The organism is Klebsiella sp. I138 (assembly GCF_051131765.1).
In the GTDB taxonomy this organism is placed as follows: Bacteria; Pseudomonadota; Gammaproteobacteria; order Enterobacterales; family Enterobacteriaceae; genus Klebsiella.
Genome location: NZ_CP180447.1, coordinates 4,746,686 through 4,760,078 on the forward strand (window position 1 = coordinate 4,746,686; position 13,393 = coordinate 4,760,078).

At 54.6% G+C, this 13,393-nt stretch carries 14 protein-coding genes; 10 read left to right on the forward strand and 4 right to left on the reverse strand.

The genetic code is table 11. From position 1 onward, the window contains the following. Positions 1-57: 57 nt before the first annotated feature. From rbfA to mtr, 8 genes are all read left to right on the forward strand, one after another. Positions 58-459 carry a 30S ribosome-binding factor RbfA gene (rbfA, locus tag ACMYSK_RS22225; RefSeq protein WP_434638539.1) on the forward strand — a complete coding sequence of 134 codons (402 nt, stop codon included), beginning with the start codon at positions 58-60 and terminating at the stop codon, positions 457-459. Further along, positions 459-1,403 carry a tRNA pseudouridine(55) synthase TruB gene (truB, locus tag ACMYSK_RS22230; RefSeq protein ID WP_434638540.1) on the forward strand — a complete coding sequence of 315 codons (945 nt, stop codon included), beginning with the start codon at positions 459-461 and terminating at the stop codon, positions 1,401-1,403. Before rbfA ends, truB begins: the two co-directional genes overlap by 1 nt. A 147-nt stretch (positions 1,404-1,550) precedes the next feature. Further along, complete coding sequence (rpsO, locus tag ACMYSK_RS22235; protein ID WP_004868066.1) at positions 1,551-1,820, forward strand: 30S ribosomal protein S15; 270 nt, start codon at positions 1,551-1,553, stop codon at positions 1,818-1,820. A 242-nt stretch (positions 1,821-2,062) separates the two neighbouring features. Next, entirely contained in the window at positions 2,063-4,198 is a 2,136-nt protein-coding gene (gene pnp, locus ACMYSK_RS22240; protein ID WP_434638542.1) for a polyribonucleotide nucleotidyltransferase, read from the forward strand. A 108-nt stretch (positions 4,199-4,306) separates the two neighbouring features. After that, on the forward strand, positions 4,307-5,191 hold the full coding sequence (gene nlpI, locus ACMYSK_RS22245) for a lipoprotein NlpI (protein ID WP_123756336.1): 885 nt from the start codon (positions 4,307-4,309) through the stop codon (positions 5,189-5,191). Between the two features lie 103 nt (positions 5,192-5,294). After that, positions 5,295-5,375, forward strand: coding sequence for a protein YrbN (gene yrbN, locus ACMYSK_RS22250; RefSeq protein WP_099001532.1), 81 nt, complete (start codon positions 5,295-5,297; stop codon positions 5,373-5,375). Then, entirely contained in the window at positions 5,368-7,362 is a 1,995-nt protein-coding gene (locus ACMYSK_RS22255) for a DEAD/DEAH family ATP-dependent RNA helicase (protein ID WP_434638543.1), read from the forward strand. The genes yrbN and ACMYSK_RS22255 overlap by 8 nt, the downstream gene beginning before the upstream one ends. A gap of 142 nt (positions 7,363-7,504) precedes the next feature. Next, positions 7,505-8,749: a tryptophan permease gene (gene mtr, locus ACMYSK_RS22260; RefSeq protein WP_434638544.1), complete on the forward strand. Its 1,245-nt coding sequence runs from the start codon at positions 7,505-7,507 to the stop codon at positions 8,747-8,749. An 86-nt stretch (positions 8,750-8,835) separates the two neighbouring features. On the opposite strand, the gene ACMYSK_RS22265 is transcribed toward mtr, so the two are convergent. The 3 genes from ACMYSK_RS22265 to ubiU form a co-directional block, all read right to left on the reverse strand. Next, complete coding sequence (locus ACMYSK_RS22265) at positions 8,836-9,843, reverse strand: luciferase-like monooxygenase (RefSeq protein WP_434638545.1); 1,008 nt, start codon at positions 9,841-9,843, stop codon at positions 8,836-8,838. Between the two features lie 142 nt (positions 9,844-9,985). After that, on the reverse strand, positions 9,986-10,864 hold the full coding sequence (locus ACMYSK_RS22270; RefSeq protein WP_434638546.1) for a U32 family peptidase: 879 nt from the start codon (positions 10,862-10,864) through the stop codon (positions 9,986-9,988). 8 nt (positions 10,865-10,872) lie between these two features. Next, positions 10,873-11,868 carry a ubiquinone anaerobic biosynthesis protein UbiU gene (ubiU, locus tag ACMYSK_RS22275; protein ID WP_434638547.1) on the reverse strand — a complete coding sequence of 332 codons (996 nt, stop codon included), beginning with the start codon at positions 11,866-11,868 and terminating at the stop codon, positions 10,873-10,875. A 221-nt stretch (positions 11,869-12,089) separates the two neighbouring features. Between ubiU and ubiT the strand changes: the two genes are divergently transcribed. Both ubiT and ACMYSK_RS22285 read left to right on the forward strand, forming a co-directional pair. Beyond that, positions 12,090-12,614: a ubiquinone anaerobic biosynthesis accessory factor UbiT gene (ubiT, locus tag ACMYSK_RS22280; RefSeq protein WP_434638549.1), complete on the forward strand. Its 525-nt coding sequence runs from the start codon at positions 12,090-12,092 to the stop codon at positions 12,612-12,614. Beyond that, positions 12,608-13,111, forward strand: coding sequence for a GNAT family N-acetyltransferase (locus tag ACMYSK_RS22285; RefSeq protein ID WP_434638551.1), 504 nt, complete (start codon positions 12,608-12,610; stop codon positions 13,109-13,111). The genes ubiT and ACMYSK_RS22285 overlap by 7 nt, the downstream gene beginning before the upstream one ends. Here ACMYSK_RS22285 and ACMYSK_RS22290 read toward each other — a convergent pair. Further along, on the reverse strand, positions 13,098-13,382 hold the full coding sequence (locus ACMYSK_RS22290) for a GIY-YIG nuclease family protein (protein ID WP_434638552.1): 285 nt from the start codon (positions 13,380-13,382) through the stop codon (positions 13,098-13,100). The genes ACMYSK_RS22285 and ACMYSK_RS22290 overlap by 14 nt on opposite strands. Positions 13,383-13,393: the final 11 nt, after the last annotated feature.

Genomic DNA, 13,393 nt, shown 5'->3' on the forward strand with positions numbered 1-13,393 from the left:
CACGCATTCTAAAAAGGGGCTAAGGCCCCTTTTTTGTCTTTATCTGGAGAATCTATTATGGCGAAAGAATTTGGTCGCCCACAGCGTGTGGCTCAGGAGATGCAAAAAGAAATTGCTATCATCCTGCAGCGTGAAATTAAAGACCCGCGTCTGGGCATGATGACGACAGTCTCTGGCGTAGAAATGTCCCGCGACCTGGCTTATGCCAAAGTCTTTGTAACCTTCCTGAATGACAAAGACGAAGCCGCGGTTAATGCTGGCATCAAAGCGTTACAGGAAGCATCCGGTTTTATTCGTTCCCTGCTGGGCAAAGCGATGCGTCTGCGTATCGTGCCGGAACTGACCTTCTTCTACGACAACTCGCTGGTCGAAGGGATGCGCATGTCCAACCTGGTGACCAGCGTGGTGAAGCATGACGATGAGCGTCGTGTGAACCCGGACGACAGCAAGGAGGACTGATGAGTCGTCCTCGTCGTCGCGGCCGCGATGTGCATGGCGTACTGCTGTTGGATAAGCCTCAGGGCGCATCCAGCAACGATGTACTGCAAAAGGTAAAACGCATTTATAACGCGAACCGGGCAGGGCACACCGGTGCGCTGGATCCGCTGGCTACCGGCATGTTGCCGATTTGCCTTGGGGAAGCCACTAAGTTTTCTCAGTATCTGCTGGACTCCGATAAACGCTATCGCGTGATTGCGAAACTCGGGCAGCGCACCGATACCTCTGATGCCGATGGCCAGGTGGTGGAGGAGCGTCCGCTGACGTTCAGTGATGAGCAGCTAGCGACGGCGCTGGAGAGTTTCCGCGGTGAAACGCAGCAGATACCGTCGATGTATTCGGCGCTGAAGTACCAGGGGAAAAAGCTCTACGAATATGCCCGTCAGGGAATTGACGTTCCGCGTGAAGCCCGGCCCATTACCGTCTATGAGCTGCTGTTTATTCGCCACGAAGGGGACGAGCTGGAGCTGGAAATTCATTGCTCAAAAGGCACCTATATTCGTACGATTATCGACGATCTCGGGGAAAAACTGGGCTGTGGAGCCCACGTTATTTTCCTGCGCCGTCTGGCCGTCAGCAAATATCCGGTTGAGCGAATGGTGACGCTGGAGCAGCTGCAGGCGCTGGTTGAACAGGCGACGGAGCAGGATATTCCTGCCGCGCAGCTGCTCGATCCGCTGCTGATGCCGATGGATAGCCCGGCGTCGGACTATCCTGTGGTTAATATTCCCGAAACATCGGCTGTTTACTTTAAGAACGGCAACCCAGTCCGTACGACAGGCGCACCGCCGCAGGGTCTGGTGCGAGTTACCGAAGGCGAAGAAGAGAAATTTCTCGGTATGGGTGAAATTGACGAAGAGGGCCGCGTCGCGCCGCGTCGTCTGGTGGTTGAATACCCAGCTTGAGGGCTGTTCTTGCGATAAAAGCCGGCTGCGAGTAGAATATCGCCGCTTAACGTCCGCAAAAGTGTTTTAACATTTTCGGGCGTTGCATCAGGGGTCGCTGAATTAGAGATCGGCACCCTTTCTTTCTTTTAAATTTGGAGTTTTAAAATGTCTCTAAGCGTTGAAGCTAAAGCAAAAATCGTTTCTGAGTTTGGTCGTGGCGAAAACGACAGCGGTTCTACCGAAGTTCAGGTTGCACTGCTGACTGCACAGATTAACCATCTGCAGGGTCACTTCTCCGAGCATAAAAAAGATCACCACAGCCGTCGTGGTCTGCTGCGCATGGTTTCCCAGCGTCGTAAACTGCTCGACTACCTGAAACGTAAAGATGTTGCACGTTACTCTTCGCTGATCGAGCGTCTGGGTCTGCGTCGCTAATTCTGCGAGTTTCAGAAAAAGGGGCCTCAGGGCCCCTTTTTTCGACCGGGCGGCAGCAATTCACTAAAAACTCATGTATTGTTGCTATTAATGATCTTTGTGCAGAGGTTCGCGCGGCTAATGAGAGGCTTGATCCGCAGGGGCGGGTAAAGGTTGTCATTAGTCGCGAGGATGCAGAAGATCGGGTCAACTGACGCGATGTCGTGGATATTGCGTCACCAATTGATATAAAGGATAGAATTTTGCTAAATCCGATCGTTCGTAAATTCCAGTACGGCCAACATACCGTAACGCTGGAAACCGGCATGATGGCTCGTCAGGCCACTGCCGCTGTCATGGTTAGCATGGATGACACTGCGGTATTCGTTACCGTTGTTGGTCAGAAAAAAGCGAAGCCAGGTCAGGACTTCTTCCCGCTGACTGTTAACTATCAAGAACGTACCTACGCAGCAGGTAAAATCCCGGGTGGTTTCTTCCGTCGTGAAGGCCGTCCAAGCGAAGGCGAAACCCTGATCGCGCGTCTGATTGACCGCCCGGTTCGTCCGCTGTTCCCGGAAGGCTTCGTTAACGAAGTTCAGGTTATCGCCACCGTTGTTTCCGTTAACCCGCAGGTTAACCCGGATATCGTTGCGATGATTGGTGCTTCTGCTGCGCTGTCCCTGTCTGGTATTCCGTTCAACGGTCCTATCGGTTCTGCTCGCGTTGGTTACATCAACGACCAGTATGTTCTGAACCCGACTCAGGATGAACTGAAAGAAAGTAAGCTGGACCTGGTTGTTGCCGGTACCGAAGCTGCAGTACTGATGGTTGAATCTGAAGCAGAACTGCTGAGCGAAGACCAGATGCTGGGCGCCGTGGTCTTTGGCCATGAGCAGCAGCAGATTGTTATTCAGACCATCAACGATCTGGTTAAAGAAGCGGGTAAACCGCGTTGGGACTGGCAGCCGGAAGCCGTCAACGAAGCGCTGAATGCGCGCGTTGCTGCGCTGGCCGAAGCTCGCCTGAGCGACGCTTACCGTATCACTGACAAACAAGAGCGTTATGCTCAGATTGATGTGATCAAAGCGGAAACCATCGCGACGCTGATTGCTGAAGACGAAACCCTGGACGCTAACGAACTGGGTGAAATCCTGCACGCTATCGAGAAAAATGCCGTTCGTAGCCGTGTACTGGCAGGCGAGCCGCGTATCGATGGCCGTGAAAAAGACATGATTCGTGGTCTGGACGTTCGTACCGGCGTACTGCCGCGTACTCACGGTTCCGCACTGTTCACCCGTGGCGAAACGCAGGCGCTGGTTACCGCGACTCTGGGTACCGCACGTGATGCGCAGAACATCGATGAACTGATGGGCGAGCGCACTGACTCCTTCCTGTTCCATTACAACTTCCCTCCGTACTCCGTAGGTGAGACCGGAATGGTAGGTTCACCGAAGCGTCGTGAAATCGGTCACGGTCGTCTGGCTAAGCGCGGCGTACTGGCCGTTATGCCGACCACTGAAGAATTCCCGTACACCGTTCGCGTAGTGTCTGAAATTACCGAATCTAACGGTTCTTCCTCTATGGCTTCCGTGTGTGGTGCTTCCCTGGCGCTGATGGACGCAGGCGTGCCGGTGAAAGCTGCCGTTGCGGGTATCGCGATGGGCCTGGTGAAAGAAGGCGACAACTACGTTGTTCTGTCTGACATCCTGGGTGACGAAGACCACCTGGGCGATATGGACTTCAAAGTTGCGGGCTCCCGCGACGGTATCTCTGCGCTGCAGATGGATATCAAAATTGAAGGCATCACCAAAGAGATCATGCAGGTTGCGCTGAACCAGGCTAAAGGTGCGCGTCTGCACATCCTGGGCGTTATGGAGCAGGCGATTAATGCGCCGCGCGGCGACATCTCCGAATTCGCACCGCGTATCCACACCATCAAGATCAGCCCGGACAAGATCAAAGACGTGATCGGTAAAGGCGGTTCTGTGATTCGTGCGCTGACCGAAGAAACCGGCACCACCATCGAAATCGAAGATGATGGTACTGTGAAGATCGCAGCGACCGACGGTGACAAAGCGCAGCACGCTATCCGTCGTATCGAAGAGATCACCGCTGAGATCGAAGTAGGCCGTGTCTACAATGGTAAAGTGACCCGTATCGTTGACTTTGGCGCATTTGTTGCCATCGGTGGCGGTAAAGAAGGTCTGGTTCATATTTCTCAGATCGCCGATAAGCGCGTAGAGAAAGTGACTGATTACCTGCAGATGGGTCAGGAAGTTCCGGTTAAGGTTCTGGAAGTTGACCGTCAGGGCCGCGTTCGTCTGAGCATTAAAGAAGCAGCTGAACAGACTCAGCCTGCCGCTGCACCGGAAGCTCCGGTTGCTGAGCAAGGCGAGTAAGGTTGCCGTTTGCCCTCCGCGTTGGCGGAGGGCGTATTACGGGCAGGACGCCTTGTTTGCAGCCGGGGAACTGGACGTTCATCCAATCGTTGTCTTCGGGAGTGGGAAATGAAGCCTTTTTTGCGCTGGTGTTTCGTGGCGACAGCTCTCACGCTGGCAGGATGCAGCAACTCTGCCTGGCGTAAGGACGCAGTCCTCGCGGTGCCATTGCAACCGACTTTGCAGCAAGAAGTGATTCTGGCGCGCATGGAACAAATTCTTGCCAGTCGGGCTTTAACCGATGACGAACGCGCACAGCTTTTATATGAGCGCGGAGTGTTGTATGATAGTCTCGGTCTGAGGGCATTAGCGCGAAATGATTTTTCACAAGCGCTGGCAATCCGACCTGATATGCCTGAAGTATTCAATTACTTAGGCATTTATTTAACGCAGGCAGGCAATTTTGATGCTGCCTATGAAGCGTTTGATTCTGTACTTGAGCTTGATCCAACTTACAACTACGCGCACTTAAATCGCGGTATCGCCCTTTATTACGGCGGTCGCGCTAAGTTAGCGCAAGATGATCTGCTGGCGTTTTATCAAGACGATCCCAATGATCCTTTCCGTAGCCTGTGGCTTTATCTCGCTGAGCGTAAACTCGACGAGAAGCAGGCGCTTGAAGCACTGAAGCAGCGCTTCGACAAATCGGATAAAGAGCAATGGGGATGGAACATTGTCGAGTTCTACCTTAACGACATCAGCGAAAAAACGTTGATGGACCGTTTGAAGGCAGACGCAACGGATAACACCTCGCTCGCTGAGCATCTCAGTGAAACCAACTTCTATTTAGGTAAGTACTACCTAAGTCTGGGGGACAGGGACAGCGCTACGGCACTGTTCAAACTGGCGGTCGCAAACAACGTTCACAACTACGTTGAGCACCGATACGCATTGTTGGAATTATCGCTCTTGGGCCAGGAGCAAGATGACCTGGCAGAATCGGACCAGCAATAGCTGACGAACACACATCAGCCCATTTTTTGTTTGCCATCACCTTAACGGGTGAGGGCGTTGTTGTTCGTTAATACACCTACTTTGAGCCGGTTCACACTTTTCAATGAAAATTACTCTAAATTTTCACGTTGAGTTATGTAGACTGGCCGCCATTAATTTTGAGGCACACGTACTACATGGCTGAATTCGAAACCACTTTTGCAGATCTGGGCCTGAAGGCTCCTATCCTTGAAGCCCTTAACGATCTGGGTTACGAAAAACCATCTCCGATCCAGGCTGAGTGCATTCCGCATCTTCTGGGCGGCCGCGACGTTCTGGGTATGGCCCAGACGGGTAGCGGTAAAACCGCAGCGTTCTCTTTACCGCTGCTGAACAATCTTGATCCTGAGCTCAAAGCACCGCAAATTCTGGTGCTGGCGCCGACCCGCGAACTGGCGGTTCAGGTTGCTGAAGCAATGACGGACTTCTCTAAACATATGCGCGGCGTAAACGTGGTTGCCCTTTACGGCGGCCAGCGTTATGACGTGCAGCTGCGTGCTCTGCGCCAGGGACCACAAATCGTTGTCGGTACCCCGGGTCGTCTGCTGGACCACCTGAAGCGCGGTACTCTTGACCTCTCTAAACTGAGCGGTCTGGTACTGGATGAAGCTGACGAAATGTTGCGTATGGGCTTCATCGAAGACGTAGAAACGATTATGGCGCAGATCCCGGAAGGTCATCAGACCGCTCTGTTCTCTGCCACCATGCCGGAAGCTATCCGTCGTATTACCCGTCGCTTTATGAAAGAGCCGCAGGAAGTACGCATCCAGTCCAGCGTGACGACTCGTCCGGATATCAGCCAGAGCTACTGGACTGCTTACGGTATGCGTAAAAACGAAGCGCTGGTGCGTTTCCTGGAAGCGGAAGATTTTGATGCGGCGATTATCTTCGTTCGTACCAAAAACGCGACCCTGGAAGTGGCTGAAGCGCTGGAGCGTAGCGGCTATAACAGCGCCGCGCTGAACGGTGACATGAACCAGTCACTGCGCGAGCAGACGCTGGAGCGTCTGAAAGACGGTCGTCTGGATATCCTGATTGCGACTGACGTTGCGGCCCGTGGCCTTGACGTTGAACGTATCAGCCTGGTTGTTAACTACGATATCCCGATGGACTCCGAGTCTTACGTTCACCGTATCGGCCGTACCGGTCGTGCGGGTCGTGCGGGTCGTGCGCTGCTGTTCGTTGAGAACCGCGAACGTCGCCTGCTGCGTAACATCGAACGCACCATGAAGCTGACAATTCCAGAAGTCGAGCTGCCGAATGCAGAACTGCTGGGCAAACGCCGTCTGGAAAAATTTGCTGCGAAAATTCAGCAGCAGCTGGAAGCGAGCGATCTGGATCAGTACCGCGCGCTGCTGTCTAAAATCCAGCCGTCTGCCGAAGGTGAAGAACTGGATATTGAAACTCTGGCTGCAGCATTGCTGAAAATGGCCCAGGGCGAACGTCCGCTGATTCTGCCGCCAGATGCTCCGATGCGTCCTAAGCGTGAATTCCGCGATCGCGACGAGCGTTTTGAACGTCGTAATGACCGTAACGATCGTAATGACCGTGGCCCGCGTGGTGACCGTCCTGAGCGTAGCGGTGAAGATCGTCCTAAGCGTGAACGTCGTGACGTTGGCGATATGGAATTGTATCGCATTGAAGTGGGCCGTGATGATGGTGTTGAAGTTCGTCACATTGTTGGCGCTATCGCTAACGAAGGCGATATCAGCAGCCGTTATATCGGTAACATCAAGCTGTTCGGTACCCACTCTACCATCGAACTGCCGAAAGGCATGCCGGGCGAGGTTCTGCAGCACTTTACTCGCACCCGCATCCTGAACAAGCCGATGAACATGCAGCTGCTGGGCGATGCTCAGCCGCGTCCAGACCGCGGTGGCGAACGCCGTGGTGGTGGTGAGCGTCGTGAAGGCGGTCGTGCATTCGGTGGCGAACGTCGTGAAGGCGGCCGCAACTTCGGTGGTGGTGAGCGTCGTGAAGGCGGTCGTGGTGATGGTCGTCGTTTCAGCGGCGAGCGTCGTGAAGGCCGTGCACCACGTCGTGATGATGCTGCTGCTCCGCGCCGTGATGATGCCGCTGCACCGCGTCGTGATGATGCCGCTGGCCGTCGTCGTTTCGGTAGCGATGCGTAATTAGCGCACTCCGCTAGCGTAAAGAAAATAATACAGCCCCGATCGTAATGATTGGGGCTTTTTTTATTTCTTTTGTACTCGTGTACTGGTACAGTGCTGCGCGTTAACAACGAAAAGCATGATTGACTGGAGATTTCGGCAAATGGCGACACTTACCACTACGGCAGCGCGACCGTCTTTGTTTGGCGGCGTGGTGATTATCGGCGGAACCATTATAGGCGCGGGGATGTTCTCGCTGCCGGTGGTCATGTCCGGTGCGTGGTTTTTCTGGTCGCTGGCGGCGCTGGTCTTCACCTGGTTTTGTATGCTGCATTCCGGACTGATGATTCTGGAAGCGAACCTGAACTATCGCATTGGCGCCAGCTTTGACACCATCACCAAAGATCTGCTCGGCAAAGGCTGGAACCTGGTTAACGGACTGTCGATCGCCTTTGTGCTCTACATTCTGACCTATGCCTATATATCGGCTAGTGGCTCCATACTGCACCATACCTTCTCCGAGTTTTCGTTTGATGTGCCGGCACGGGCTGCGGGCTTTGGCTTCGCGCTACTGGTGGCTTTTATTGTCTGGTTGAGTACCAAAGCGGTAAGCCGGATGACGGCTATCGTACTGGGGGCAAAGGTCATCACGTTCTTCCTGACTTTTGGAAGCCTGCTGGGGCATGTTGAGCCAACGACGCTGTTCAACGTCGCCGAAAAAAATGCCTCCTACACGCCGTACCTGCTGATGACGTTGCCATTTTGCCTGGCCTCTTTCGGTTATCACGGTAACGTGCCGAGCCTGATGAAGTATTACGGTAAAGACCCCCGGACGATTACCCGCTGCCTGGTTTACGGTACGCTGCTGGCGCTGGGGCTGTATGTCATCTGGTTGCTGGTGACGATGGGCAATATTCCGCGCCCTGAGTTTGTCGCTATCGCGCAGAAGGGCGGTAACATTGATGTACTGGTGCAGGCATTGAGTGGGGTGCTCAACAGCCGTAGTCTGGATCTGCTGCTGGTGGTGTTCTCGAACTTTGCGGTTGCCAGCTCTTTCCTCGGCGTGACTCTGGGTCTGTTTGACTATCTGGCGGATCTGTTCGGATTTGATGATTCTGCGCTGGGGCGTTTTAAGACCGCGCTCCTGACCTTCATCCCGCCGGTGATTGGCGGCCTGCTGCAACCAGATGGTTTTCTCTATGCCATCGGTTATGCCGGGTTAGCTGCCACTATCTGGGCGGCCATTGTTCCAGCCCTGCTGGCTCGTGCATCGCGTAAACGCTTCGGCAGCCCACAGTTTCGCGTATGGGGTGGAATGCCGATGATTGTGCTGATTCTGCTGTTTGGTGCGGGTAACGTGGTCGTGCATTTCTTATCGAGCTTTAATCTGCTGCCTGTTTACCAGTAAACATAACGCCCGGTAGCGCGATGCTTACCGGGCTCTGCAAAGAGCGGGCAGGCCGGATAAGGCCGCAGCCGCCATCCGGCAATAAATTACCCCTCCAGCTCTTCTTTCACCTGCATCGCTAACTCAAACGAATACAAGCGCGCCTGATGATCGAAGATCTGGCCGTTCACCATCAGCTCATCGGCCTGGGTTTCACGCAAAATGGATTCCAGCCCGTGGCGGATCCTGGCTTTATCCCCAACCAGCGACATGCTCAGCGCCTGCTGGACGCCGTACTGCTCAGATGCGGACCACAGCTGATGCATATTTTCTACCGGTGGCGGGAGCTGGCCGGTTTCACCACGTCGCAGCTTCACAAATGCCTGCTGCATCGAGGTAAACAGGAATTCGGCATCACGGTTGCTGTCGGCGGCGATGATATTAATGCAAACCATGGCATAGGGTTTTGCTAAGCGTTCGGATGGTTTGAAATGGGTACGGTAAAGATGCAATGCCTGGAATAACATATCCGGCGCAAAGTGCGAGGCAAAGGCAAAAGGTAGCCCAAGCTGTGCGGCCAACTGGGCGCTGTATAAGCTCGATCCTAGCAGCCACACGGGAATTTTTTCCCCGTAACCGGGCACCGGGCGCACGTGTGGATTAGGATCGCGGGCATCGAACCAGTCCACCAGTTCCGCCACATCGCGTGGGAAATTATCGACATCACCGCCCATGTGGCGGCGTAATGCCATCATTGTGCGCTGGTCGCTCCCCGGTGCACGGCCAAGACCCAGGTCAATACGACCGGGATACAGGGTATTGAGCGTACCGAACTGTTCGGCAATCACCAGCGGTGAATGGTTGGGTAGCATCACGCCACCGGATCCCAGGTGCAGCGTCGTCGTATTCGCGGCAAGATAGCCGATAAGCACCGATGTCGCGGCGCTGGCGATGCCGACCATATTATGGTGTTCCGCCAGCCAGTAGCGGTGATAGCCGCGTTTTTCAGCCAGTTGAGCGAGATCCAGAGAGTGCGAGAAGGCCGTTTTGGCGCCAGAACCCTCGGGGATCGGTGCCAGATCGAGCACCGAGAACGGAATAGATTTGTCAGTCATAAAGGCTCACTTTGTTACAGCATCGTCATCAGATTGAAGGTCTTCTTCCAGCCTGGCGCATTCAGCAGGCGCCAGCCAGAAAAGCTGCAGCTTTAATACTGCATGAAAAGACGAAGCATGCTGTTAACAAAGTGAGCTATTTTCAGGATTGCAGTTCCAGCCCGGCCAGTCGTTTCCAGTAACCGTTACAGTCGCTGTTGGCGGTTAGTTGTAGCGGCGAGGTACCGTTTTCGTTGGCGCGGAAGGCATCGAGCATGGCGAAAGTGTCATTACCCAGCGGCGACAGACGCACGATATCGACCAGGCCCTGCATCGACGTCAGTTCGTTGCCGAGGTTATAGACGTAGCCGCTCATGGTCTGAATACCATTCAGTACAAATACCTGCTGATTCTCCTGGGACAGCACGCTGCGTCCGTTCGGGTACTTGATACAGCAGGTCTCACATTCGTCTTTTGGACGATCTTCGGAACGCGCGGTAAAGCAGCGGGCAGAGTAAGCCAGCGGCAGGTGGCCATAGCTCAGAACTTCCACTTCGAACTGATCGCGGATCCCTAACTCTTCGCACTGGGTGAGCAGATTCACCAGCCAGTCGCGAGACAGCTCGACCGGCATGCACCAGCGCATCATGCCTTGTTTGCGCAGCAGACGCAGGGTGACGGCGTTATAGCAGTTGAGCGCATGACCGGCGACAAACGGCAGCTTGCGCTCTGCGCACATATTGACGACGCCCAGGTCACTGGCTTCGATCAGAAATTCGCCGTTATCGACATAGCGCTTCAGCTCGCCTAACTCCGAGGAGGCTTGTACAAGGGCGAGGGTGGAGAGCACCACCTGCTTGCCGCTGCCCGCCAGCGCTTTTGCCATCTCAAGCCAGTCGCCCACTTTGGTGGCTCGACGTTTGCTGCACACCGCTTCACCCAGGTAGATCGTATCGGCACTGGAACGTGCGGCCTGCTGATAAAAATCTTCCAGCGTCTCTTTCGACCAGTAGTAAAGCACCGGCCCTAATGAATATTTCATTACTTTTCTCACTGCCATTTACGGTGGTAGGCGCCAAGGGTCGTTTGCGTCCCTTCAGACATGGCACCGAGCGTTTCCATCCACGCGGATTGCGGAATAAAGTTTTGCGGATCGGCTTTGCAGCGATCGATTGCCTGGCGCCAGACTTTCGCAACCTGGGTGACGTAGGCCGGGCTGCGCTGACGGCCTTCAATTTTCACCGATGCAATATTCGCCGCCATCAGTTCCGGCAGCAGTTCCAGCGTGTTCAGGCTGGTCGGCTCTTCCAGCGCATGATAGCGTTCGCCATCCACCAGATAACGGCCTTTGCACAGCGTCGGGTAGCCGGCGTTTTCGCCGTCCTTGTAGCGATCGATCAAGACTTCGTTCAGGCGTGATTCCAGGCCTTGAGGCGTTTGCTGCCAGCGAACGAAGCGCGCAGGTGAGCAGGCTCCGACGGTATTTGGCGATTCACCGGTCAGATAGGAAGAGAGATAGCAGCGACCTTCCGCCATGATGCACAGGCTGCCGAAGGCAAAGACCTCCAGGGGAACCGGCGTGGCGCGCGCCAGCTGCTTCACCTGATGAATCGAGAGCACGCGCGGCAGCACGACGCGAGCGACGTCAAAATTGCGGTGATAGAAACGGACAGCCTCTTCATTGGTTGCTGAAGCCTGAACCGAAACGTGGCGTTCAATATGCGGATAGCGCTCGGCGGCATATTCAAGCATCGCAATATCGGCAAGAATTAAGGCATCAGCACCGAGCTGTGCCGCCATGTCTACCGCGCGCTGCCAGCGGGCATAACCGTCAGGGTGCGCAAAGGTATTGATCGCAATATGCAGCTTACGACGGTGCTGATGCACAAAGCTAACGGCTTCCTGCAATTTCTTTTCGGTGAAATTAAGGCCGGCAAAATGACGGGCATTGGTATCATCTTTCAGCCCGATATAGACGGCGTCGGCACCGTTTTCGATGGCCGCCTTAAGTGCCGGAAGATTGCCGGCTGGGCAGAGCAGCTCCATAATTTTTCCTGAAAAATGCGGCCCGTAGGGACGCTGATAGGGTTAATGAGCAGGGATTTTAGTTAACCTTCTGGTGACAATTTTTGATTTGAGGCAGTTAAAAGCGTATTGGCGGAACCAATAATAGGCACTCGTCGTCGTGATTTTGTTGATTTACGCCGCTATGTCGTTTATTTGATATGGCACAATAGCGAAACTATTGCTTTCATGGAGTAAGGCTTGTGTTGGATAAATTGCGTTCCCGGCTGGTCCACTTTGGCCCGTCTTTGATGAGCGTGCCGGTTAAGCTGGCGCCTTTTGCCCTCAAGCGCCAGGTGCTGGAGCAGGTATTAAGCTGGCAGTTTCGTCAGGCTCTGGAAGATGGCGAGCTGGATTTTCTCGAAGGCCGCTGGTTAAGTATTAATGTGCGCGATATCGGTCTGCTGTGGTATACCTCGGTGAGCGAGGGGCGTCTGGTGGTTAGCTCAACGGCCGAAGCCGATGTGAGCTTCAGCGCCGATGCCAGTGATCTGCTGATGATTGCCGCACGTAAACAGGATCCAGATACATTGTTCTTCCAGCGTCGGCTGGTTATCGAAGGCGATACCGAGCTGGGGCTGTATGTAAAAAACCTGATGGATGCCATTGAGCTGGAGCAGATGCCAAAAGCGCTGCGCATGATGCTGCTGCAGCTGGCTGACTTTGTTGAAGCGGGGCTAAGTAGCCCGCGGAAACCTGAACAGACATCGGTAGGTGAGGCATGCTGATTCGAGTTGAAATTGGGATTGATGCACCGGGAATCGACGCATTATTGCGTCGTACGTTTGGCAGCGATGCTGAAGCGCTGCTGGTGCGCGATTTACGTGAAGACGGTCTGATCACGCTGGGCGTGGTTGCGACGGATGATGAAGGGCAGGTTATTGGCTATGTTGCCTTCAGCCCGGTCTCCGTCGAAGGCGAAGAGCTGCAGTGGGTCGGCCTGGCACCGCTGGCGGTAGATGAAAACTACCGCGGACAGGGGATCGGCAGCCAGCTGGTCTACGAAGGATTGGATTCGCTAAATGAGTTTAGCTATGCCGCGGTGGTAACGCTGGGCGATCCGGCCCTCTATGGCCGCCTGGGCTTCGAGCCGGCTGCGCGTTTCGATCTGCGTTGCCGCTGGCCGGATACCGCTGAAGCGTTCCAGGTTCGCCCGCTGGCCGATGATGCGCTGGTAGGGGTACATGGCCTGGTAGAGTACTGCGATCGCTTCAATCATCTCTGAGGCTCTCCAGCAGGGTCTCAAAAGAACCATCACCGGCAACGAGGCGCTCTTTCTGGCGCTTCGTTAGCTGCTTGATGCGATATTCCAGCCGCAATGCAAGTGAGTGTTCACCAACTTCCTGGCTGAACGCCAGCTGCAGCTCGCCTTTCCCACGCAGTGCTTTTGCCCCCTTGCCATCCTGATGCTGACAAAAGCGACGAGAGACGTCGGTGGTAATTCCGGTATAGAGGCGATTATCGGCGGTACGTATCAGATAAAGAAACCAGCGCACGGTAGAAAGGT

Bases quoted from the DNA above. Each gene is read 5' to 3' on its own strand.
- rbfA (WP_434638539.1), top strand. From the start codon at position 58: ATGGCGAAAGAATTTGGTCGCCCACAGCGTGTGGCTCAGGAGATGCAA.
- truB (WP_434638540.1), top strand. From the start codon at position 459: ATGAGTCGTCCTCGTCGTCGCGGCCGCGATGTGCATGGCGTACTGCTG.
- rpsO (WP_004868066.1), top strand. From the start codon at position 1,551: ATGTCTCTAAGCGTTGAAGCTAAAGCAAAAATCGTTTCTGAGTTTGGT.
- nlpI (WP_123756336.1), top strand. From the start codon at position 4,307: ATGAAGCCTTTTTTGCGCTGGTGTTTCGTGGCGACAGCTCTCACGCTG.
- yrbN (WP_099001532.1), top strand. From the start codon at position 5,295: ATGAAAATTACTCTAAATTTTCACGTTGAGTTATGTAGACTGGCCGCC.
- ACMYSK_RS22255 (WP_434638543.1), top strand. From the start codon at position 5,368: ATGGCTGAATTCGAAACCACTTTTGCAGATCTGGGCCTGAAGGCTCCT.
- mtr (WP_434638544.1), top strand. From the start codon at position 7,505: ATGGCGACACTTACCACTACGGCAGCGCGACCGTCTTTGTTTGGCGGC.
- ACMYSK_RS22265 (WP_434638545.1), bottom strand. From the start codon at position 9,843: ATGACTGACAAATCTATTCCGTTCTCGGTGCTCGATCTGGCACCGATC.
- ACMYSK_RS22270 (WP_434638546.1), bottom strand. From the start codon at position 10,864: ATGAAATATTCATTAGGGCCGGTGCTTTACTACTGGTCGAAAGAGACG.
- ubiU (WP_434638547.1), bottom strand. From the start codon at position 11,868: ATGGAGCTGCTCTGCCCAGCCGGCAATCTTCCGGCACTTAAGGCGGCC.
- ACMYSK_RS22285 (WP_434638551.1), top strand. From the start codon at position 12,608: ATGCTGATTCGAGTTGAAATTGGGATTGATGCACCGGGAATCGACGCA.